The sequence below is a fragment of the uncultured Friedmanniella sp. genome (genome assembly GCF_964244005.1).
In the GTDB taxonomy this organism is placed as follows: domain Bacteria; phylum Actinomycetota; class Actinomycetes; order Propionibacteriales; family Propionibacteriaceae; genus Microlunatus.
Genome location: NZ_CAXTHG010000006.1, coordinates 79,967 through 103,697 on the forward strand (window position 1 = coordinate 79,967; position 23,731 = coordinate 103,697).

The window sequence follows — 23,731 nt, forward strand, 5'->3', positions numbered from 1 at the left end:
TTTGGTGCACATCGGTCCGGTTGCTGCGGACGAGAAGCACCTGACGCCTGCGTGGCTCCGATGCTCCAAGGTCGACCGATGGGCCCGCTGGGGTAGTGCCGAAGGACTGACCACGTGAGCGAGCTACTGCCCACCGTCCAGGCGCTCGACCTGCAGGACGGGCTGGTCGACTTCCTGACGACGACCTTCGCCCTGGTCGACGCCGACGCCCGGGCCGCGCTGGAGGACTTCCTGCGGCACGTGACCGAGGGCATCTTCAAGGGCCCGTACGTGCGCCTCCGGCTGCCCTTCCGGCCGGCTGGGCCCGGCTGGCGTGATCCGCTGGACTGGGCGCCGGAAGGCTTCGTCCCGTACGGCCACCAGGCCGCAGCGTTCGCCCGGCTCAGCAGCAAGCTGACCGCGCCGGAGCCCACGCTCGTCACCACCGGAACCGGCTCCGGCAAGACCGAGGCGTTCCTCTACCCCCTGATCGACCACGTGCTGCGGGCGCGGGCAGCGGGAGTGACTGGGACCAAGGCACTGGTGCTCTACCCGATGAACGCGCTGGCTACCGACCAGGCCGGACGCCTCGCCGCTCTGCTCGCAGCCGACCCCCGACTGGCTGCCGTCACCGCCGCCCTCTTCATCGGTGACTCCGGGCCCGATCGCACGATGGTGACCAGCGAGAGCTTGATCACCGACCGCGGGATCATCCGCGACACCGCCCCCGACATCGTGCTCACCAACTACAAGATGCTCGACCAGCTGCTGCTGCGGCATGAGGACCAGGCGCTGTGGCAGCAGAGCGCGGACAGCCTGACCTACGTGGTGCTGGACGAGTTCCACACCTACGACGGCGCCCAAGGCACGGATGTGGCCATGCTGCTCCGGCGGCTGGCGCTGGCCCTCGAGCACGGACGTGACGCCGACGATCCGCGCAACGATGAACCGCTCGCCGGTCTGGTCCCCGTGGCGACCTCCGCCACGCTCGGCGACGCGGGCGATCCGGCGGCGATGATTTCCTTCGCGACCACGGTGTTCGGCGTGCCCTTCGACCGCTCGTGCGTGGTCACCGAATCCCGACGCACCGCCGAGGAGTGGAGCGACGGCGCGTCGACGCGGGTGGCCGCGGCAGCCCTGAGCCCGACTCCATTGGCCGGAGCCGCGGTCGCGGAACTGAACCGGGCGTGCGCGGCCACCGAGGCCGACGGCGCTGCCCTCGCCCAGGTCGTGCTGGAGCACCTCTACGGCCAGCCGTCGGCCGACCTCGCCCGGCTGCCGACCAGCGACCTGGTCCGCGGCCATCCCCAGCTCGCCACGCTGGTCGCCGCAGCTGCCAAGCCCCGAAGCCTGGACGACCTGGCCGCTGCCGTTCTGGGCAGCGACGAGGACCCGGCCGAGGCGCAGCTCTTCGTCAGCTTCCTGATCGCCTGCCTGAGCCACGTCCGGGCCACCACGGGTCGCGACGAGATCAGCGTGGACACCCACCTGTGGGTGCGGGAGCTGACCCGGATAGATCGGGTGGCGGCCGGCCTGCCGGCGTACCGGTGGAGCGACGACGGCGGCGTGAGCGCCAGCGACCTCCTCGGCGCCGCTGCCGAGCGACCCACCTTTCCAGCCGTCTACTGCCGGCACTGTGGCCGTTCCGGCTGGGGGGTCGAGCTGGCGCCGACCGGGAGCGGGCTCGCCGCCGACGACCGTGACATCCGTGGCCACCACGCCGCCGGCGAGGGCCGGTTCCGCGCCCTGCTGCACGCTCCCCAAGAAGCGGCTGCCGAGGCGGCCGCCGAAGGAATGGCCTGGCTGAACACCCGGACTCGCGAGCTCAGCCCGCATGAGCCGGCGGCGGCCGATGACGACCTGCGTGAGGGCTGGCTACTACCGGTGCTGACCCTGGTCCACGATCCCGAGGAAGAGTCGCGCCGCGACCGGTGCCCGGCCTGCGACCAGCCCGACGGCATCCGCTTCCTCGGCTCAGCCATCGCCACCTTGTTGTCGGTGAGCCTCTCATCGCTCTTCGGGGCGCCGCACCTGGACCGTCGGGAAAAGAAGGCCCTTGTCTTCACCGACAGCGTTCAAGACGCGGCTCACCGCGCCGGCTTCGTGGAGAGCCGGTCGTACACCCTGACCCTGCGGGCCGCCATCCGAGCCGCCACCGCCTCCGAGCCGACCACGCTGCCCCAGCTGGTCGACACGATCATCGCCCAGGCCGGCGACGACCCGTCCCGCCGCTACCGACTCCTGGCCCCCGACCTGATCGGCCGTCAAGGGTTCGACCCGTTCTGGCAGGTGAAGAGCCAGCAGTCCATCCCCGAGCGGACGCGCGACGACGTACGGCTGCGGCTGCTGTTCGATCTGGCGTGTGAGTTCGGCGTTCAGTCGCGCATCGGCCGCACCCTGGAGGTGACCGGCTCGGTCGTCGCCGAGGTGGACGCCGGGCCGGCCGACCAGCTCGCGGCGGCCGGACGCGGCACCCTTGAGGAAGCGGGCTACCAGGGCACCCTGCTGACGGCAGCCGATGACACAGCCGTCACCGCCTGGGTTAGGGGGACGTTGGAGCACCTGCGGACCCAAGGGGCAATCTTCCATCAGTGGCTCGGGGGCTACCTCGACGAGGACGGCAGCCGCTACCGGATCTGGGGCGGACGAGCCCGCGAGCACGGGATGCCCGCCTTTCCCACCGGTCGGACGGCTCCCGCCTTCCCCAGGATCGGGCCACGACTGGAACGCGGCGACCCGCTGCTGGACGCGGTGACCAGCCCACAGAGCTGGTACGCCCGCTGGACCGCCCGGGTGCTCGACGTACCTCCCGGGCACGGCGCCCGGCTGGCCCGGGCGTTGCTGGAGCGGCTGCACCGCGACGGCATCCTGCAGGCTCACACCACCCGCAGCCAGGCGACCGTCTACTCCATCCCCGCGGACCGGGTGCTGGTGGCGAGCGCCGAGGTCGACGGGACGGGCCCCGATGCCTCCAGCGGCGACCACCGCCTCGTCTGCTCCCTGTGCCGGACCGAGCAGGCCGGCAGCGCGGCGGTGGTCCGCCAGCTGCGCGGCGCGCCCTGCCTACTGGTGCGCTGCGGCGGCCGGCTGGTCGAGGCGCCTGTCACCGACAACTACTACCGCCGGCTCTACGCCGCCAGCGATCCCCAGCGGATCGTCGCCCGGGAACACTCGGCCATGCTCGAGCCCGGCGTCCGGCTGGCGTACGAGACGGGCTTCAAGGCCGGCGGCGCTGACCCGAGCGCGCCGAACGTGCTGGTAGCGACGCCGACGCTGGAGATGGGCATCGACATCGGCGACCTGTCCTCGGTGCTGCTCGCGTCGCTGCCCCGGCACGTCGCGTCCTACCTGCAGCGCATCGGGCGGGCCGGCCGGCTCACGGGCAACAGCCTCAACCTCGCCTTCGTGACCGGACGCGGCCAGCACCTGCCTCAGCTCGGCGACCCGCTGTCCATGATCGACGGCCCCGTCCGCCCCCCGGCCACCTACCTGGACGCGGAGGAGATCCTGCGCCGCCAGTACCTGGCCTCGCTGGTCGACGACTTCGCCCGCGACGACGACCGGCCGCACCCGCGGACGGCGCCGTTCGCGCTCGGCTCCGCCGACCCGGGCTCGTTCCTGGGCGAGCTGACCCACTACGCCGAGACCGACTCGGATCGCCTGCTCGACCGATTCCTGCGCCGGTTCCCCCAGCTGACCGACGAATCCGCGGCTTCGCTGCGGAGCTGGGCGGTGGCGGACGGCACCCGGGGTAACAGCGGCCTGGCCCGCCAGGTGGAGGACGCCTCCTTCCGCTGGCGCACCGCCGTGGCCGGGCTCGACGACCGTGAGGTGGCGATCCGGGCTGCCCTACCGGAGCTGGAGCAACGCGAGCACTCCCCGGCGGCCACCGAGGACGACGAGCGCGCCGCCCGCGCCGCCCGCAGCGCGCTCCGCCAGACCGGTGCAGCACTGGGGGTGCTGCGTGGGCGGTACTGGGTGGGTGTGCTCGAGGAGTACGGTCTGCTGCCCAACTACACCCTGCTCGACGACAGCGTCACCCTCGACGTCGCGCTGAGCTGGCTCGACCCCGAGACCCAGCAGTACGACTCGATGACCAGCAGCCACCAGCGCAGCTCGGCGGTGGCCCTGAGCGAGTTCGCTCCCGGCGCCACCTTCTACGCCCGTGGCCTGGAGATCGACATCGACGCCCTCGACCTCGGCGTCGACGGCGGCGCGGTCACCCGCTGGTCCTTCTGTGCCGCCTGCGGCTTCGCGGCGCCGACCGAGACGGTCGCGAGCGCCTGCCCGCGCTGCAGCAGCACCAGCGTCACCGACGTCCAGCAGCGGTTCGACGCCGTCGAGCTGACCCGCGTCTCTGCCCAGGCGCACCGCGACGAGGCCCGGATCAGCGACCGCAGCGACGAGCGCCGCCGGGCGCGGTTCACCGTGCTCACCGCGGTCGACGCCGACCCCGACGGGCTCGCCGGGCAGTGGTTCGTCGACGGGTACGCCTTCGGCGCCCGCTACTTCCGGTCGCTGACGATCCGGTGGCTGAACGTCGGACCGAGGGTCGGCTTCGGCACCCCGCGGACCATCGCCGGCGACCGTCAGCCCGGCAACCTCTTCCGGGTCTGCGCCGGCTGCGGGGTGCTCGACCGCGCCAGCCGCGCCAACCGGCCCGACGAGCACCGCGCCTGGTGCCGCTACCGCACCTCGACCGACGAGCACACCGAGACCGTGCTGCTCACCCGCACCCTGGTGACGCAGGGGGTCGTCATCCCGCTGCCCTGGTCGGTGAGCCTGGGCGACGCGTTCGCGCTGCCCAGCCTCGCCGCGGCCCTGCTGCTCGGCCTGCGCGAGAGCTTTGGCGGCTCCCCCGACCACATCCGTGTCGTCCCGACCATCGACCCCGTGCTCGGCGGGGACAACCGGGAGGCGCTGCTGCTGCACGACCAGGTCCGGGGCGGTACCGGCTACCTGGCCGAGCTGGCCGTACCCGAACGGGTCTGGGCGCTGCTGCGGAAGGCCTGGCAGGTGGTGGCCGCCTGTCCGTGCGCCGGCGAGGGCCGGCTCGCCTGCCACCGCTGCCTGCTGCCCTTCGCGCCCGCCGGACGACCCGACGCCGTGTCGCGGGCCGCGGCAGAGCGACACCTGCGGGCGATCCTGAACGGCGGCTCCGGACGCGACGAGCCGCCGGAGACGATGACCTGGGTGTGCACCACCGAGGCTCCCGCGCCAGCCAGCTCCTGGGAGTCTCACCTGGAACAGCACTTCCGCGAAGCCTTTCTCCAGCTGGTCCGCGAACTCTCCGGGACGGTGACGGAGCAGCCCGACGCGTACGGCAACACCCTGCACGTCACGTTCCACGGCACCGGTGGCGGGCGGACGTGGCTGCTCGAACCTCAGGTGACGATCGGGCAGGCGCGCCCGGACTTCGTGCTGCGGAGCACCGACACGCAGCTGCCGTCGGTCGTCATCTTCACCGACGGGTACGCGTTCCACGCCGCTCCCGACCGGGACCTCGGCGCCGACGCCCGGCTGCGTAGCGACCTAACGGCGGCCGGTCACCTCGTCCTCTCGATCACCGCCGCCGACCTGCGCGAGCCGACTGCGCCCACCTGGTACTCCCCCGAGAGCTGGCCGGTGCTGGTCCGCCGCGCCCCGACCGTGGTGGGGGTCCAGGAGCAGCTGACCGGTGGACCCCTCGCCTTCCTGCGGACCTGGCTGCTGGAGCCGGACGACGCGCGGCAGCGGGCCCTGGCCGACGTCCTCCCCTACCTCTTCGCGGGCGGGGCGACCCCGGTCTCGCTCGACCCGGACGCCGCCCTGGACCGGGCGGCGCTCGATCTGCAGGCCGAGCGGCCGGCGCCCTCGGGCTCGTCGAGCGGTCTGCTCTGGCGCCGCGGCGCCCTGACCGTGCTGGTCCGCCTGACCGCCGCCGGCGGCACGGTCCGGACTGAGGTCGCGGCGGTGCTCGACGACACGCCCCCAGCCCGGCATCAGCCCGACTTCCCCGACTCGTGGCGGGACTGGCTCCGCCTGGCCAACAGCCTGCAGCGGCACACCATCGCGGCCACCGTCACGACGCGCATCCTCGTACAGTCGCCGGACGTCGCGTCGGTCCCGGCTCCGGCGACCAGCAGGCTTGAGCCGGCGTGGGCCGCGGTCCGAGCCGAGATGATCGACGACCGGGGCCGCGACCTGATCGAGGCCCTCGCGGCAGCCGGGGCCGAGTTGCCGAGCCAGGTCGGCGAAGAGTTCGGCGCGGCGCGCATCCCGGCTGACCTGGCCTGGGAGAGTCACCACCTGGTGGTACTCACCGACCCGGAGGAGGACGACGTGCAGACGCTGACCCGCGACGGCTGGACGGTGGTCGCGCCGGACCCGGAGCTGGTGCTGGCAGCCCTCGCCTCGACGACGGGGCGCCCGTGAGCGCCTGCACCCTGGTGATGACCAAGCCCGACAAAAAGCTGGACCCGAGCCTGCAGAAGCTCACCTACGCCTTTCTGGAAAAGCTGACCACCGACGACGCGACGCCCGGCCTGCACATCGAACCGATCACGCACTCGTCCGACGCGCGCGTGCGCACCGGGCGGGTCAACCAGCAGTACCGGGCCGTCCTGTTCAAGCTCGACGGGGGCACCGGCCCGCTCTACGTTTTCCTGGGGGTGTGGAACCACGACGAGGCCATCACCGTCGCCCAGAAGTCGGTACTGTCGCTGAACCCGGTGAACGGGATTACCGAGGTCCGGATGGTCGAGCCCGCCGAGCCGGCGCCTACCTCGACCCCTTCGCCCCCAGCACCCGTCGACGAACTTCCGGCGATCCTCGGGTACACCGTGGCCGAGCTGGTCGGCCAGCTCGGTCTGGGTGCCCGTCTGGCGGAGAGCGCAGCCCGTGCGGCCAGCGAGGACGAGCTGCTCGACCTCGCGGCCGGTGCCCCGCCGTGGCAGGGCCTCGCGCTGGTCGACCTCGCCTCCGGGGTGTCGCTGAGCGAGGTCCAGGACAAGCTCAACCTCCAGCCGCAGGCGCCCGAGCTTCGGGACGCTGGCGAGGAGGAACGGTTGGTTGCCGGCCTGCGGCACCCGGCTGCCCGGCTCACCTTCGCCTACATCGAGGACGACGAGGAGCTGCGGCGGATTATCGAAGGCGGCGACCTGGACGCTTGGCGGGTCTTCCTCCATCCTGAGCAGCGCGGTTACGTCGACCGCGACACGACCGGACCGTTCCGGCTCTCTGGGGGGGCGGGCACGGGCAAGACCGTGGTCCTGCTGCACCGGGCCCGACGGCTCGCGCGAGCCCGTCCCATGGCGCGGATCCTGCTCACCACTTACACCACGAACCTCGCCCGCCAGCTCGGGCGCGACCTCGTGCGGCTGGACCCGACGGTGCCCCGCGGCACCGGCCGGGTCGACCACGGGGTGTCGGTGACCGGGGTCGACGCGTTCGCCGCCGCCGTGCTGCGCGAGGCCGAGGACCTCGAACCCGACTCCGTAGCCGTGCTGGGGGCGAGCCGCAGCGGGGTGAGCGGACGGACCGACACCGCCGCCGCGTGGCGGGAGGCGGTCGAGCAGTCCGGCTCTGGACTGCCGGAGAGCCTGCGGAGCCCCGCCTTCTTCGAGGCCGAGTACGCCATGGTCGTGCTGCCGAACCGGATCACCGATCTCGAGGCCTACCTCCGGGTACGGCGCCCGGGACGGGGGGTGCGGCTGAGCCGCGGTCAGCGCAGGGTCGTCTGGTCGGTGGTCGAGTCGTATCGACTGGCCGCCCGCGCAGCCGGAACGGTCGACTTCGGGGAGGCGGCAGCGCTGGCGGCGGCCCACCTGGCCCGGGTGGCCGCTGCGGGCGGTGAGCGATGGTTCGACCACGTGCTCGTGGACGAGGGCCAGGACCTCTCCCCGGCGCAGTGGCAGCTGGTGCGGGCCGCCGTAGCGGAAGGGGCCAACGACGTCTTCCTGGCCGAGGACTCCCACCAGCGCATCTACGGCCACCGGCTGACCTTGAGCCACTACGGTCTGCGGATCACAGGACGTTCCCGCCGACTGACCCTCAACTACCGGACCACGGCGGAGAACTTGGCCTACGCCGTCCAGCTGCTGGAAGCAGGCTCGTTCACCGACCTGGAGGACGCCGCCGAGGACAGCACACGGTACCGGTCGGCGCGCAGCGGGCCACCACCGCGGCGCGCCCCGACCGCGTCCCTCACCGACGAGCTGCAGCAGGCGGCGGACCTGGTCCGGACCTGGGTGGAGCAGGCTGATGCCGCCGGCATCCCGCGCGGAACCATCGCCGTCTTGGTGCGGGACCGCTTCCAGCGCGACCGGGTGGTCACCGGCCTAGCCGAGCGCGGCGTGACCGTACGGGGTGTCGAGCGGGAGGCGGCCGCGAGCAGCGAGCCGGTGGTGATGACGATGCACCGCGCCAAGGGGACCGAGTTCTACCAGGTGCTGATGTTCGGCATGTCGGAGGCGTCCGTCCCCAAAGGTCTCGCGGCCTACGACTACTCCGACGACGACCGGGCCGACGCCCTCCTTCGCGAGCGGTCGCTGCTGTACGTCGCCGCCACCCGCGCCCGGGACGAGCTGGTGGTCAGCTGGACTAAGACGCCGAGCCCGCTGCTGGTTCGGTAGTCCGATGAGTTTGAACAACCATCAGCGACGAGCTCGGCGTAGCACGTGACCATCAACCCCCAATAAATTCCCACCTGCGCAGGCGGGCCATAGGCGTGATACCCAATGTCATAGTTGCTGGCCCGCATCCTGCGGATCATCATGCTCGGCTCGGAGGGGGATAAGGAAGCTCTCCGTGCTTGCAACGTGGCACCCTCTAACCCAACGTCAGCGGCTAGCGTGAAGCGACTATAGTCGACACCCGTTGAATCACAAGCGTTCTCGAATTCGTCGAGCCATCGATGAAAGTCAGGTTCAAAGTACAGGTAGCCATCCGGTATGGTCGGAGCATCCGCGCCAGAGAGGCAGTTGAGAGCGTCCCACACCACAAGGTCGTCGGCACCATCATCGACCTCGCCGACCCACTGATCGGCCCACCGAGCAATCTCTTCGCGTGAAAGTCGCCCAGTGACGAGATCCATCAACTTCTCCTTGACAGCGTGTCTGCTCGGAGCCGGCTGCATCACCTGAACCCCTCATAGGTACCGTCGGCACCAAAGATGTGGTGCACTTTCACTTCTCAAAGTCTCGGGGCGGGCAATGCGAACCTCTGCCGACGTGATTGATAGTCTCGTGCCACCCTATTCTTTCCCCTACGGAACCCATTCGCGAACACGTCGGCGCCCTCCTATTTCGCCGAGCTTCTCAGCTGAACTCAGCTTACTTTAGTAACGCAAATGGCCATCCGGCAGGTCCCGGAATCCTCCTTGACCGTATTTCTGTGACTGCCGTAGGTGCTCATGAAGGAGAGCGCCAGCTTCTTGCGCTCTCGGCGCTGGCGCGGGGGAGCGGATGCTGATATAGGCCTTACGTCGCTCGGCTCCTGGCCGCCAGCGAGCAAACTTGAGTCATCGCCGAGCCCCATCGTGATCCTCCTCACTGGTCCCGTCGAAAAGCGGGATTTCAGGGCTGGTACTTATCAGCGAGGGGGCTCGAAAGCCACTCCGTTGGTCTTTCGAGCGGGCATCAAGTGCCGCGCAAGGGGACAACATCAGATATGGCGATCTAGCTGTAAGGCTAGTCCTCCAGTTCCCAGTGGCCTATCCGCGCCAACTTCCGCGCTATATCCTCCCAGTTGGGTGCCGTGAGCTGCTCTACCCTTCGTCGCAGAAAATCTTGCGCACGTGTCAGGTCGAGAGTTGCCATAACTAGCATATGGCGTCGGAGCTGCGGACCCTTCTGCTCAGTCTCTTGGGCCAGCCATCCTGGGGTGCAGACCAAGATGTCAAAGGCATCAATCCCAGGCGAATGTGCAGGACCTATCATCATGCGTAGAAGAAACGCGTCATTCGCAGGATCCTCCGATACGTAGTCGTCTGGCTCATCGATCATGCCTTCAAAGCTCTTGATGACGGCTTGCATCACGGCGCGTCCGAGATATCGACGAGCCCATCGGCTAGCGGCTCCCGTGTGACCTGCCTCGGCGTCCGGGTTTCAAGATTAGCTCGCCAGGCGCCGAGATGCTGCTTATGAGGTATCGGTCGACAGGCACGCATCCCGTCCACGCTCTTCCAAGCCAATCCGCTGCGAGAAAATTGCGCTCCATCCCCCGTCCAGGCCATACCCACAACGTGAGCCTGCTCCTGGGTCGCCGATCCAACGGCGCACCCTTCCACGCGGCTCAGAGGACGAGCTCGCGATGGTCGATCTGTAGTGCCGGCCAAAGTACGCCATCGCTGTCGAGAACCCAGGCGGGAGTTGTCAATTCAATTGCTATGGCCTCCACCACTTGCACGAAAAGGTCCTCCCATCGACATTCTATCCAGCATGCAGTAGTCGCCGACATGTTGGGCTTGTCTCCGATCTTCACAATGATCGGTTCCTCCTGCCAGTCCCAACTAAGCTCTGGTTCCAAGGTGACAAAGACGGTAAACAAACGGCCGCGGTGGTCCTTCAACTGACAGAAATCACCAGTGTCAGTGCATATCGCGCCCAGCCTACTGAGAACGCTTCGAACTTCGTCTTCCAGGTGAGGATTGATAGCAACTAGAAAGGCTCCTTTCATCCCAATTCACGCACGATCGCAATAAGTTCGTCTGTGTCTCGCGCAATCGGTAGTCCTTGACTGGCCGCGTTGAACCAGGCACCCCTCGGCATGTCGGGGGCGTAGCCAATGACGGTAAGATCTGTCGTGGCCCTCGTCTTTTGCATTTGCCCGGTAAGCCCTCTTGCATTACCGCTCTTCACCTGGACCCCCAAGTCACCCAAGTCTATGTCCACCTCTCTCGAATGCAGATTCTTCATGGCCACATTGGAGTTCACCGACCGTACTCGACCAGGTAATGCGCGCTCGATCGCGTTCGCGGCATCGGCGACATGCGGATCGGACGAGGTGAACGGCTTCCCGCTTCCTCCCTGCGAGGTCAGGCTAGGACGGACAGCGCTCAGCGTACGACCGGCGTAGGTGCTGATGCCGTGGGCAGCCGCTCCGCCGGCGCCACCGGTGACGCCGCCAACGAAGGCTCCTCGTACCGTCCGGTCAGTGAGCTCGCTGACGGTGTGCGGGCCCGGCCCGGCGAGGTACGAGCCGCCACGGAAGATACCTCCGTCTGCGGCACCGCCGGCAACACCAGCAGCTATTGACTCCCTCATGCCGATGCTCGCGCCGGTCCTGAGCGCAGCCCCGGTGACCGCACTGCCGGCGCCGAACCCAACGCCGCCGGCCGCGCCGGCGACCGCGACCTCGGTCCAGTTCACGTCACCCGTGGTCGCCTTCTGGATGATCGTGTCGGCACCGGCGGAGACCAGCATCATGCCGATCGGCCCACCGACTCCGGTGGCGATCAGGGCGCCACCGGCGACGACCATGGCGCCGCCGGCGACGTACTCCCCGTTGTCGTGCATCCACTGGTTCACGGCGACGTTGGCGCCGAGCAGGTTCCCGCCCAGGCCGTTGCGGTTGCGGTAGGCCGCAAGGTCGGCGTCGCTGACCGGGTTCAGGCCGGTCGGGTCGAGGGCGTGCAGCGGATCGTTGCCGGCGTAGGAGTACGGGTTGCCCGCCCAGCCAGCCCCGATCACGGGGTCCAGCGGATCGACCGACAGGAAGGCTCGAGACGCCGGGTCATAGACGCGGGCGCCCATGAACTCCAGTCCTCCGACCGAGATCTCGCCGGCCGCCCCGACCTCGAAGCCTGATCCGGACCGACCCCCAGCGCCGACGCTCCACGGGTCCGCGCCCGCGGAACGGGAGGTCCGCCAGCCGGGCGCCGTCCAGGTCTCGCCGATACCGGTGAGCGGACCAGCGGCGACAACCGGCAGGCCACCGGCCAGCACCGGGGCACCCGCGTAGGCCGCCGTGTCCCAGAAGAACTCTGACTCGTCCTCCCCACCCTCCAGCACGGCGAGCTCGCCCAGGGCGTCGGTGTGCAGCGTGGTCCGCTTGACGCGGTCATCGACGTGCTCAGTGATCGAGCCGAGGTGGCCGGTGGGGCTCCAGCCGAACTCCTCGACCCGGCCGCGTCCATCGCTCGTGTGGGTGCGGCGTCCGAGGCTGTCGTAGGCGAAGGCGGTTCGGCGACCGTCCGCGGCTGTGGTGGCGAGCAGCTGTCCCGCCAGGTCGTAGACGTGCTCCACCATCGCGTCGTCGACCGACTCTGCCGCCAGCCGGCCGGCCGCGTCGTACCGCCATCGAGTGACCGAACCGCTGGTCCGCGCCTCGGTGAGCTGGCAGGCCCCGTCGTAGGAGTAGCGGGTCTCGACCCCGTCGCGGCTCACCGCGAGGATGCGGCCGTCGGGGTCGCGGTCGATGCCGGTCCGGGTCGCACCGCCGGTATCGGTGACCGTGTGGGCGACGACATGTCCGTCGCGGTGCTCCCAGGTCTGCAGCAGTCCGCCCGCGGCGGCGGCAATCAGCCGCCCGGCCCGGTCGCGGTCGAAGGTCGCCCGGCCGAACAGCGGGTGCGCGACCGAGATGAGCCGTCCGGCTCCGTCGCAGCCGTACCGGGTCGTCAGCCCGTCCGGTGTGGACATGGTGCTGCGGCGCCCGTCGGCGTCGTAGGTCCAGGACACCGCTCGTCCGTCCCGCACTCGCCTGACCAGCTGGCCGCGCCGGTTCCACTCCAGGACGTGCCGCGACACCCTGTCCGCACGGGTGTGGTCGTCGACAGTGACGGTCCGAAGCCGCAGGTCGCGGGCGAGCGTGGCGACCGTACGGCCGTCGACCGCCATGCCGAGAGGTCGGCCGGCGGCATCGTAGGTCCAGGTGGTGGTGTGCCCGTCAGGGTCGGTCTGCCAGGCGAGGCGACCCGCGGCGTCGTAGCCGGCGGAGGTGGTGCGGCCGAGCGGATCGGTCTCCGCGGTGCACCGGTTCAGACCGTCGAACTCTCGGCGCGTGACCGCACCGGTCGGGTTGATGATCTCGACCGCGCGACCCAGGACGTCGTAGCCGAAGCGCGTGACGCCCCCGCCGCCGTCGGTCACCGCGACCATCTGGCCGGCCACGTCGTAGGAGAACCGGCGACGCCCCTGCTGGGGATCGCGGGACTCCACCACCCGACCGCACCGGTCGTAGCCGTACGTCGACGTACCCGCACCCGGCTGGTGGTGGACGACCGGTCGGCCGCACCCGTCGTAGCGGGTCCACGCGATCTCACCGGTCGGCAGGGTCTGCCGGACCGCACGGCCGTCCGCGTCGTAGGCGATGGTGGTGCGGGCGCCGAGCGGGTCGACCACCGCCGCCAACCGGCCGCATTGGTCATACTCGTAGCCGGTGACGGACCCCGTCGGGCTGACCACCGCGACCGGACGACCAGCCGCGTCCCGGCGGATCAGCGTCAGACCGCCCTCGGCGTCCAACGACTCCACTGGCCGGCCGCACCGGTCGTAGCTGAGGGCCGCCGCTGACCCGTCCTCCTGGCCGAGCGACGTGGGCCGGCCCAACGGGTCGAACCCGGTCACCGTGCACGCAGTCCCGTCGTCCACCCGCAGCCGCCCCGACGCCCGGTCGACGCCGACACTGCGTCGGACCCCCGTCGGGTCGACCGTCGCCGTCAGCGCCCCGGACGGCTCGTACTCGGAGCGCCAGACGGCACCGGTCGGGTCGGTGCTGGCGACCAGCCGCGACAACGCGTCGTGGGTGAACCGCCAGGCACTGCCGTCGGGCAGCTCCACCCCCGCCAGGAGCCCCAGGTCGTCGACCTGCCGGGTGATCACCCGACCCAACGGGTCGACGGTCCTGGACTCGGCCCCGTGCACACCGTGCTCGACACTGGTCCGGCCGCCCAACGGGTCGACGACGGCGGTCAGCCGCCCGGCCGCCGTGTGCTCGTACCGCCAGACGGCGCCGTCGGGGTCTCGCCGGGAGGCAAGGACGCCGGTCACCGGGTGATAGTCGTACTGCGTTCGCTGACCCGACGGGGTCAGCGCCGCGGTCACCCGACCCGCAGCGTCGCGTACGGTCCGCGCGACGCCCCCGGCCGCGTCCGTCACCGTCATCAGGTCCCCGAAGACGTCGTAGCGGAACCGGACCACCACCCCGACCGGGTCGGTCACCTCGGTCAGCAGACCGTCCTGCCAGACCAGCCGGGTGACTCCGCCCTCGGCGTCGGCGACGGTCGACGGATTACGCTCCGCGCCGTCGTAGGAGTAGGTGGTAACCGCGCCCTTCTCGGTCACCACGGTGGTCACCCGGTCATGCTCGTCGTAGCCGACCGTCACGTCGGCCCCGGACGGCGTGACCGTCCGGACCCGCCGACCCCGCAGGTCGTACTCGTGCACGGTCGTCGCGCCGTCGCGCTCGGTGAGCAGCACCGGGTTGCCCCAGCGGTCGTAGCTGGTCGACTGCCGGTGTTCGGCGGCGTCCACCACCCCCACCAGCCGACCGCGGGCGTCGGCGATCCAGGAGTTGGAGCGAGAGCCGTCCTCGTCGGAGACCACCGTGACCCGGCCAGGCAGGTAGGCGTAGCGGGTCACCCGGCCGAACGGCGAACGCTGCGACGCCACCCGCCCCCGCTCGTCGTAGACGTTCTCCGCCTCCACCACCCCGTCGGCGTCCACCACCGCCGACACCAGCCCCGACGGCTGCCCATCGGACCCGGACCACCGGTACGTCCGGGTCCCGGCCGGATCGGCGACGGCGGTCAGCCGGCCCCAATCGTCGTAGCGGTAGTCGACCCGGCGGCCGTCGGAGGCCGTGGCCGAGACCACACGCTCGCTATCCGCGACCGTCCCCCACCCCAGGTCGAGGTACCGGCCGCGGCCGTGTTCGAGCCGTGCCAGACGGCCAGCGGCGTCCCTGACCAGGCGGATGGCGCCGCGACCGTCGCCCGCCCCGCTGCCGAATCCCGACAGGCTCCCGCCGGTGGTCAATCGCCACCAGCCGCCGACGTTGTCACCGACAGCGAGGCCGTCGCCGCTCGCCACCAGCCACAGGTTCTCCCCGACAGCGCGGTCCCAGCCGTCTCCGAGCCGCGGGAAGGTGACCTCACGACCGTCCGGCAACCGGAAGCGGGCCAGCCCTGCAACCGGGTCGAAGGTCAGTCCCGACTCGGCCAGCGACGACCAGCCAGGGCCGAACGCGCCGACCTCGGCGTTGAAGGAGTTGTAACAACGGGTCAAGGCCAACGATCCCGCCGCACCCGGGAACGACAGATCGGTCTCGTGCTCCACGAAGTTGCCGGTCGCGGTGTTGACCGGGTCGTCGGCGTACCCCGAGGTGACGTCCTGGCCGAACATCGCGCTCGGCCCCTCGATCACCAGGTCGGCGCGCGACACGTCGACGTGCGACGCCCGCAAGGCACCCGACAGCGCGCTGTTCGCCACCGACGAGACGCGATGGTCACCACCAGCCGCCGCGAACGCGGACGCCAACGTCGTCACCCACCGCACGTCCTCGTCGTTGGCGGCCAGCCACCGTTCGAACCCGGTGAACACGCCGAGCGCGTCCAACGTGCCCCACCGACACGACTGCCCGAAGCTCGCGAACGCCACCCGCAGCCCCACCGGCATGCGGCGCAGCTCGTCGTTCGCGCGTTGCGACCCGAGCGCGAAGGTGCGCAGATCGGACGGACGCGCCGACGACGTCCCCCCACCTCCGTCAGCACCGCCACCGCTGCCCGGCGGCGGCGTCGCCCGGGACCGGTTCACCGGCGGCGACACCGCGATCGTCGGCTCCTCCGCCGGCGGGCCGAACGGCGGGTCGTCCCCGCCCGACAGCCAGTCGCCGACCTTGTTCCCACCGCTGCGCTGGTCGTGCTGGACCTTCCACGCCCGGGCCACCTCCCGGCGCTGCTGCTCGAGACGCGCCCCCTCCTTCCGTCGCTGCGCTCCCGTGGCCACCTCGCGCAGCCGGTGCCCCAGCTCGACCGCGTCACCCGCCGCCACCGTCGCGTTCGCGGCGAACAGCCGTGAGAAGTAGCCCGCGAAGTCGACCTGCGCCGTGATCTGCCACGACAACCGCGACCCGGACTGACCCTCGATGGCCGTCGCCGCGTCCTGGCACGTGGCGATCAGGGCGTCGGCGACGCCGTCATCGAAGATCACGTCCGCCGCGATACCGCGCAGGTCCCCCACGAGCACATCCCCCGATGTCCGCCGAACGTCAGCGGCTGCCGACGGCGTGGTCATCGTAGGCAGGCCCGGACACCCCTGAAGAGTTATCCACAAGCCTCCTGGTCAGCTGTCGCGGGCGTCCATCAGGTAGCGCCGCTGGCTCGACACCAGATACCGAGCCGAACCGACCGAGCCCGGGCTGGAGCAGTGCTCGGCTCCCACCGCCTGTCGCATGGTGGTGATCCGCGTCGAGGGGGACGACGCCAACCCGAAATAGCTCATCAGCAGCCGCGTTGGCGGCCTCGGCGGGTAGACCGCCGCGTCGTTCGCTCGGGCCACCAGCCAGCACAGCGCCGCCGCCGCCGTCTCCGAGCTGCCCCGGCCGCTGAACGCGCGGGGCCGGCCCAGCACGGCGTCCCGGAGCAACCGTCGGACCGCCGTACGGTGCTCGACGTCGAAGAGGTCGTCGCAGCAGCCGTCGCAGAGCGCGAGCACGGCCGCCACCCGGTCGTGCAGCTCCGGGGGCAGTCCGGTCCAGTCGAACGGCTCATCCGGTAGGGGCTCGTCGTCCAACGCCGCGAGCGCCCGGCGGCCGCCGACGTAGTCGGCGACGACGTCCAGCCGCAGCTCAGCGAGGTCCGGCGGCTCGACCAGACCCATCGCGTCCAGTAGGGCCGCAGGGCCCTGGGGCCGCCGTTGCCCGATCAGCGTCCGGTACTCGGCTTCGAGCAAATCGATCGCTCCCAGCGTCGGCTGCGTCAAGGCGGCGCCGAGACCCGCCTGATCGTGGCCGAACGGCACCAGCGCCCGCAGCACCGCCGGCATCCGCCGGAGGTACGCCTGGTCGGCCACGACCTTGCGCGGATACCAGTCGATCAGCAGGATCTCCACCGCCAACGGGCTCCAGCGCAGGGGATCGCCGTAGCCGTAGTCGGTGCCGTACCAGAGGAGGTCGTCCACGATGGAGCGGTCGTCGGGCGAGTCGAACGCCGCACCGCCCTCGCTGGCGACGAACCGGTCCACGAGCGCAGCGCGGTCGGTCTCGGACCAGGCCGGCCGGACGAAGCCGGACCCGCCCGCCGGCAGCCTCCTCAGGAGCCACTCCAGCAGCGGCCGGCTCGCGGGCCACGAGTCGGTCTCCGGGCGGGGCCAGGTGATCGCTGCCCTCTCCACCGCCTCCTCGATCCGAGCCCGGACGTCCGCCGGAGTGAGCGTCTCGACCTCGGGCTGGACACCCTCGGGCGCGTTCTCCGCCCACAAGGCCTGGAACCGCGTCAGCCTCTGGTCGCTGAAGAAGGCGTCCTCCACCACTGTCCCGCCGCGAAAGTCGACCGACACCACCGCGGTGAGGTCGAAGCCCTCGAACCGGGTGTGGATGACCAGGTGACAACGGTCTCGTAGGGGGTCGAGGAACTGCTGTGCGCCGACCACCTCAACGGTCGCCATCCGCTGCAGCCAGGCGGGCCAGAGGATCGACCGCGCTCCCACCTCGCGGGCCACCCGGGACCGGACCAGGTCGTCGTCGACGAGCCGTGACATCACCCCGGCCAGCGCTCCCGGCGCCGGACCCGCCGCCACGAATACGTCCAACAGCTCCGGCAGCGGCGGCAGATCGCTCGGTTCCTGGCGCTCGAACGGGTGCGCGTTGCGTGGGTCCAGTCCGTCCAGCAGGCTGCTCGCGAGCTCCAGCACGGCGAGCGGATGGCTCGCCGCCAGCCGGTCGTCCAGATCGGCGACGAGCTCGGCGATGCCGGGGGCGTCGGCGTCGTCGGCCAGCGTTGACTGCCGCGACCGGCTGCCCGGCCGTCCGCCCGGCCCGGAGCGTTTCGGGGTACGACGTCTGCTCTTCGGCACCGGTCAACCCTAATCCGGTCCGCTGCGGTCTCAGACCGAACTCGTCCTGCGGCAACCTCGCGCTCAGGGCGACGTGTCGGCGTGCAGCCGGATGCTCGAGAGCTCGACCGACCCGTCGTTGAGCCGCCAGTAGTGCAGCCGTCTCGCCGCCGGCGTGCCCTGCTGGAGCGCGACCCGCCAGCAGGTCGCGCCATCCGTCCGGCTGACGTAGGGGTCGTCGCCGCCGGCCCCGGTGCGCAGCTGGTGCACGTCGCGGCCGGCACTGTGCTCCGCCCGCCCGATCAGCACCTCGACGACGACGTCGACGACCTTCTCCCGGCTGATCCCCTCGACCGCCTCCCACGAGGCGAAGAAGTGGTCACCGACCCGCCAGCTCCGCAACGGCAGCTCGACCTTCTCCGTCGGCGTGGTCCGGTACGCCCAGGTGACCTCCACGTCGAAGCGCAGCTGCTCCTCCCGGTCACTGAACAGCGGCTGGTCGCTGACCAGGGTCCGGCCGGCCAGCCGCTGCTCGGCCGCCCGCAGGGCCCGCTCGGCCGTGGTTGACCGCTCCCGGTAGCGACGGACCTCGGTCCTGGAGGAGTCCAACGCGCGACGGGTGGCCTCAAGCCGCTGCCCCGATCGTCGTACCTCCAGCAGCAGCTGGTCCCGCTCGGCCTGCAGGGCGGCGACGGCCGGGTGCTGGGAGTCGGGGATCGCGAAGCGCGCGTTGTCCACGGGCTCGGCCGGCGGCCCTGGCTCACCATCAGCGACGGTGGAAACGGCTGCCGGAACCAGCCACGGAGGCCCACCGGCGAGCACCGACGGCGCCTCGAGCGGCGTAGCGGTTTCCCCGGCCAGGGCGAGGACCGGCTCGTCGTCCTGCCAACCCGTGACGGTGACCAGGATGACTTCCCCGCCCGACAGCACCGTGCGCAGGTCAGCCGCGTCGTCACCGTCCAGCAGGCTGGCCACGTCCACCGGTGCCTGCACGTCCGGGTAGATCTCGGCGACGCACAGCTCACGTTCGACGTGCCGCACGCGGGCCAAGACGACCGAGCCGGGGACGTACGGGACCAGCGCCTCCACCGGCGGGCGCGCCAGCCCGACCACGTCCAGCCGGCGCTGTTCCGGGTGGTAAGTCCCGCGCACCCGCATGCCTGTGACGAACAGCTGCTCGGCGGCGAGTCCGGGTGCGGTCAGCTCAGGCCAGATGAGGGCGGGCATCGGCGTTCGCGGTTCGAGCTGTACGAGCGCCCGGCCGCCGGCGTTGCCGAGGACCACCCCGCTGGCCTCCCAGCTCGGGGACGTCGTCGGCGCCTGCTGCAGACCTTGGGCGAAACCCATCGCCATCGCGTCGCTCAGCACCGTCTCGGTGACCCGCTCCCGGTCGGACAGGCCGAAGGCGAACCGGAGCGGCGCGCGGCCCGGGTCCTGCTGCCAGTCCGTGGTCGTGGGATACGCCCGGGCCGCGCCGCCGTACACCTCCGTCCGCGCTGGCAGCCGGGCCGCCAGCGCCCAGGTCTGGGCGCCGGTGGCCAGCACGAACACCTCGGCCAACCCGGCCAGCTCCGCCGAGAGCCGCTCGACGTCGGCGTAGGGTGCCGTGGCGCCGGCCGCGACGGTGACCACCACCACCGGGGTCGACCGGCCCGGGTGCAGCAGGTGGTCGGCCAGGGCCGCGGCGTCCTCCGCTGTCGTCACCACGGTGGCGGCCCGTGCGGGCGGCGGCTCGGGCACCGGGGCCGGCTTGCGGCGTCGCTGCTTGGGCACGTGGTGTCCTGTCCTCCGATCCGACCCGGGGCAGTGCCCTGCTGGACAAGGTTCTTCAACAGGTACCGAGCCGGCACTGGCGAGATCTGGGACCGCGGCACGGATCTGTGCGCGCCGACGTCGAGGATCCGCGTGGCACGACTATAACGACGAAGACCGGGGTGCCAGCCGGAGCCTGAGAAGGTTGAAACTGATGAGACTGCGCGGTGTCGCCTGGTGTCTGGCGCGTCGACGGCGCCCTCGCCCGCCCAGTCAGACGCGCAGCCCGAATGGCACGTGTCGGCGCGACGCTCTTCGGCGGCCACTCCGAGCATGGCACGATCAGACTTATCGCAACGGCTGAGCCACCCCTCACCCCAGCTCCGCCAGCGCCTGCCGCACCCTCGAGAACCGGATGCGTTCCTGCTCGAGCCGGACGTGCTCGCCGTACCGGTCCTCGACCAGGTCACGGTAGAGCGCGCCCTCCTCTTCGCTCAGGTGCAGCAACGGCGAGGCCGTCGGGACCTCTTCACGGACCCACTGCAGCGGGTGGGCCAGCAGGGTGTCGACGTCCATCAGCATCGAGGTGACGTCGGGGTAGCGGATCCGCAGCCGGTCCAGGATGGCGAAGCCGTACGTGTCCAGGTCGCCCCAGTAGATGATCGAGACCTGGGACAACCAGGTCAGGGCCGCGGCGGAACCGAGGGCGAAACCGGAGCCGAAGATGGCCACCGTGTCGGGCAGGTCCGGCAGGGCGAGATAGCTGATCTCGTTCTCCACCATCAGCACCCGCCCGACGCCCAGGTCGAGCCGGGCCAGCTCGGCCGTCCGCAGGGTGAGCTCGCTGACGCCCGGAAAGTGAGTCTGCGGGATGAGGAACCGTAGCCGGGTGTAGTCGGGCTTGCGGCGCAGCCCGAAGCGGCCGGCGAAGTCCGAGCGGGAGTAGCGCAGATCCACTCTGGAGGCCGGCAGCACCGCCTCCAGCAGGTCGCAGAGCAGCAGCCGATGGGCTTCGATGAACTTGGTGTCGACCCCCGCCACGTCAACTTGACGGAGGTACAGCTCGGGACTCTGGTGGGCCGCGATCCAGCTCACTGTGGCCAACAGCCGCGACCACACGGCCTCGTGCTCCGACACGACCCGCGGGTGCGCGACCGCCCACCCCACCAGCTTCGGCAGCTCCATCCGGGTCTGGTCGAGCAGCTCATCCAGCCGCCGTACCGATCCCGTCACCCCGAGCAGCGTGAACAGCTGCGGGTACCCGTCCACCCAGACGCGCGCCGGCAGCTCGTTGACGCCGACCCGCCGACTGGAGACCGTCTCGGTCTCCAGCCGGAGCGCGCCCGAGCAGTCCCGGCGCAACCGCTGCTCCCAGGACCGCACCTCAGCGAGCCGGTCGAGCAGCTCGTCGGTCCGCGGGCCACGAACCGGCAGGGCCAGCGGCTGCCACGGCTCCCCGGCCGCGTACGCCTTGAGCAGCCGACCGGAGTCCCACCGGCGCTGCAGCACCGCCCGCAGGTCCGCGGCGGTCGTCCAGCTACTCATCCGTACGGGTGTCGCGCTGCCGCCGGTACTCGGTGATGCTCATCCCCTGCAGCCGCGAGTGGTCGCCGGTCAGGTTGTCGACGTAGCCGACCACCGAGACGTGCGGCTCGATGACGTGGATCTTCTGCAGCGGGGTCACCACCATCAGCTGCAGCCCGAGCTTGGTGAACAGCCGCAGCGCGTACCGGGTCGACTCCTCCGAGCCGCGGCCGAACGCCTCGTCGATCACCACGAACCGGAACGAACGCGACTTCTTGGCCCCGTAGTCGAGCTTGAACTGGTACGCCAGCGAGGCTGCCAGGATCGTGTAGGCCAGCTTTTCCTTCTGGCCGCCGGACTTGCCGCCGGAGTCGGCGTAGTTCTCGTACTCGGTGTCGTCGGCGTGCCAGCGTTCGGAGGCGGAGAAGATGAACCAGTTGCGCACGTCGGTGACCCGACGGGTCCAGGCGCGGTCCAGCTCGGTCATCCCCTCGCGGCCGCGCAGCCGGTCGACCAGCCGCTTGACCTGCAGGAACTTCTGCTCGGAGTACTGGTCGTCGGCGTCCCCGACCAGCCGGTCGGTGCAGGCCCGGAGGTCGGCGATGAAGTCGCGGACGTCGAGGTTGGGCGTCCGGTCCGGCAGCAGCCGGATGTAGCGGTCGGGGTTGTAGTCGATGGTCACCAGCGACTCGTTGATGGTGCCGACCCGCTCACGGATCAGCTGCTCCTGCTTGTTGAGCTGGGCGGAGAACATGGCCACGTCGTGGATCGTGTTCTTGTTGAGCGACCGCTTGAACTCGGTCTCGAAGCGCGGCAGGTCGTCGCGCGCCACCCGGTCGTACAGCTCGCGAAACTCCCCACCTGAGGCCAGCGAGTCGTCGAGCTCGCCGGTCTCGTCGGGGTAGGCCGTGCGGAACTCCCCCATCCGCCGGACGCAGCGCAGCCCGGTGCTGTTCATCGTGCCGGCCGCCCGGTCGATCCGGCGGGTCCAGTCTGCGGCCAAGGCCGACTCCAGGCGATCCAGCTGGGCGGCTTCGCTGACCGGCGCCAGCGCCTCGGCGGCGCGCGCGTTGACCTCATCCGCCCACCGCCGGTTCCGCTCGAGCGCGTCCGGGTCGACGAGCAGCTGCTGCGCCTCGGCCAGCACCGCCGTCGCGCGGACCCGGTCACCCTCCAGGGCGCCGCCCTCGGCGTCCAGCACGCGCCGCTGCTCCTCCGCCACCCGGACCTGCTGCAGCACCTCGGCGCGCTGCTGCATCAAGGTGGCCAACCGGTCCGAGGACGCGGTGAGCTCGGTCAGCTCGCGGCGCCTGGCGCTGATCTCCCGGACGACCTGTTCCCAGTCGAGGTCGGTCGAGCTGCCGTACTCGGCCAGGCCGGTCAACGCGGCGAGCCGTCCCCGGACCACGCTCAGCCGATCGGCCAGACCGCTCACGGTCTCGGCGAGGGTGTGCAGGACGTCGTTCAGGCCGATCGCCTCGGCCAGCACGGCCTCGACCTTGGACTCGTTTGACCAGCCGAGCGCATAGGACAGCCGGTCGTCGATCCGGCGTCGGTCGTCCTTCTCGTGCCGGTCGCTGTCCTTGATCTGGCCGGCCCGGGTCACCCCGCGCGTCACCGAGGAGAAGTCGCTGACGTCGGTGACGCACACCAGGCCGGCGCGGCGTTCGAGCTGGGCCTCCAACCAGGGCCCGAACCGGCTGCCGGGCTTGACCTCGAGGCAGTCCACCAGCAGTGTCTGGCCCAGCCGTCGGGACGACTCGGCCTGCGGCGCCAGCCGGTCCGGGACGCGGTAGTAGACCAGGCGGGCGCCCAGGTGGTGCCCGTCGACCCAGCGGCGGACGCCGTCGTACGCCGCGTTCGGCACCAGCAGCGAGAGCGCGAACCCGTGCAGCACCCGCTCCGCCGCTCCCTCCCACGCGTGGGACTCCGCGCGTACCTGGATCAGCTCGCCCGCGAACGGCAGGCTTTCCGGGTCGAGCCGCAGGTCGGTGCACAACCGCTCGCGGATCTTCAACGGCGCCTCGGGCAGGTTGGAGCGACGGTTCTGCAGGCTGCGCAGCTCCTCGTTGACCGCCGTCGCCTCCTGCTGGACCCGCCGCAGCTCGACCCGGCGTTCGGTCTGGTCGTTCTCGAGCTCGACCTGCTCGTCCTGCTCGTCCTGGAGCACGGCGAGTCGGGCGGCGGCCCGCGCCTGGGCGGGCCCGAACGCCTCGACCGAAGCCAGCCGTTCGACCTCGGCCGCGGCCAGCAGGTCGTTGAACCGGTCGAACCGCCGTCGCCGCTCAGTCTGCAGCAGGTCGAGCCGGGCAAGCTCGGCCTGCAGCGCCGCGATCCGGTCCCCGCCGCTGCCGGCGATCTCGATGCTGAGGTCGCGCTCGGCCGCGCCCAGCTGCTCGAGCCGCGCACTGAGCTCACGACGGTCACCGATGCAGCGCTCCAGCCGGCTCGCGAGGGTGGCGAGCTGCGCCTCGACCAGCACCACTTTCCGTTCGGCCAGCACG

8 protein-coding genes are annotated in these 23,731 nt (G+C 70.9%); 2 read left to right on the plus strand and 6 right to left on the minus strand.

Going from position 1 to position 23,731, the window contains the following annotated elements; genetic code table 11:
* The first annotated feature begins 114 nt into the window (after positions 1–114).
* Positions 115–6,393: a DEAD/DEAH box helicase gene (locus ACFE76_RS05590; protein WP_375430760.1), complete on the plus strand. Its 6,279-nt coding sequence runs from the start codon at positions 115–117 to the stop codon at positions 6,391–6,393.
* Complete coding sequence (locus ACFE76_RS05595) at positions 6,390–8,591, plus strand: UvrD-helicase domain-containing protein (RefSeq protein WP_375430761.1); 2,202 nt, start codon at positions 6,390–6,392, stop codon at positions 8,589–8,591. The genes ACFE76_RS05590 and ACFE76_RS05595 overlap by 4 nt, the downstream gene beginning before the upstream one ends.
* A gap of 1,056 nt (positions 8,592–9,647) precedes the next feature.
* Here ACFE76_RS05595 and ACFE76_RS05600 read toward each other — a convergent pair.
* The 6 genes from ACFE76_RS05600 to ACFE76_RS05625 all read right to left on the minus strand — a co-directional run bounded on the left by ACFE76_RS05600 (position 9,648) and on the right by ACFE76_RS05625 (position 23,730).
* Positions 9,648–9,992, minus strand: coding sequence for an Imm8 family immunity protein (locus ACFE76_RS05600; RefSeq protein ID WP_375430762.1), 345 nt, complete (start codon positions 9,990–9,992; stop codon positions 9,648–9,650).
* Positions 9,993–10,631: 639 nt separating this feature from the next.
* Positions 10,632–16,139 carry a DUF6531 domain-containing protein gene (locus ACFE76_RS05605; protein ID WP_375430763.1) on the minus strand — a complete coding sequence of 1,836 codons (5,508 nt, stop codon included), beginning with the start codon at positions 16,137–16,139 and terminating at the stop codon, positions 10,632–10,634.
* Between the two features lie 102 nt (positions 16,140–16,241).
* Complete coding sequence (locus tag ACFE76_RS05610) at positions 16,242–17,972, minus strand: hypothetical protein (RefSeq protein WP_375430764.1); 1,731 nt, start codon at positions 17,970–17,972, stop codon at positions 16,242–16,244.
* A gap of 63 nt (positions 17,973–18,035) precedes the next feature.
* On the minus strand, positions 18,036–19,724 hold the full coding sequence (locus ACFE76_RS05615) for a hypothetical protein (protein WP_375430765.1): 1,689 nt from the start codon (positions 19,722–19,724) through the stop codon (positions 18,036–18,038).
* A 351-nt stretch (positions 19,725–20,075) separates the two neighbouring features.
* Positions 20,076–21,248, minus strand: a complete 1,173-nt coding sequence (locus ACFE76_RS05620) for a Wadjet anti-phage system protein JetD domain-containing protein (RefSeq protein ID WP_375430766.1) — start codon at positions 21,246–21,248, stop codon at positions 20,076–20,078.
* Complete coding sequence (locus ACFE76_RS05625; RefSeq protein WP_375430767.1) at positions 21,241–23,730, minus strand: ATP-binding protein; 2,490 nt, start codon at positions 23,728–23,730, stop codon at positions 21,241–21,243. The genes ACFE76_RS05620 and ACFE76_RS05625 overlap by 8 nt, the downstream gene beginning before the upstream one ends.
* Position 23,731: the final 1 nt, after the last annotated feature.

Bases quoted from the DNA above. Each gene is read 5' to 3' on its own strand.
- ACFE76_RS05600 (WP_375430762.1), bottom strand. From the start codon at position 9,992: ATGCAAGCCGTCATCAAGAGCTTTGAAGGCATGATCGATGAGCCAGAC.
- ACFE76_RS05620 (WP_375430766.1), bottom strand. From the start codon at position 21,248: ATGAGTAGCTGGACGACCGCCGCGGACCTGCGGGCGGTGCTGCAGCGC.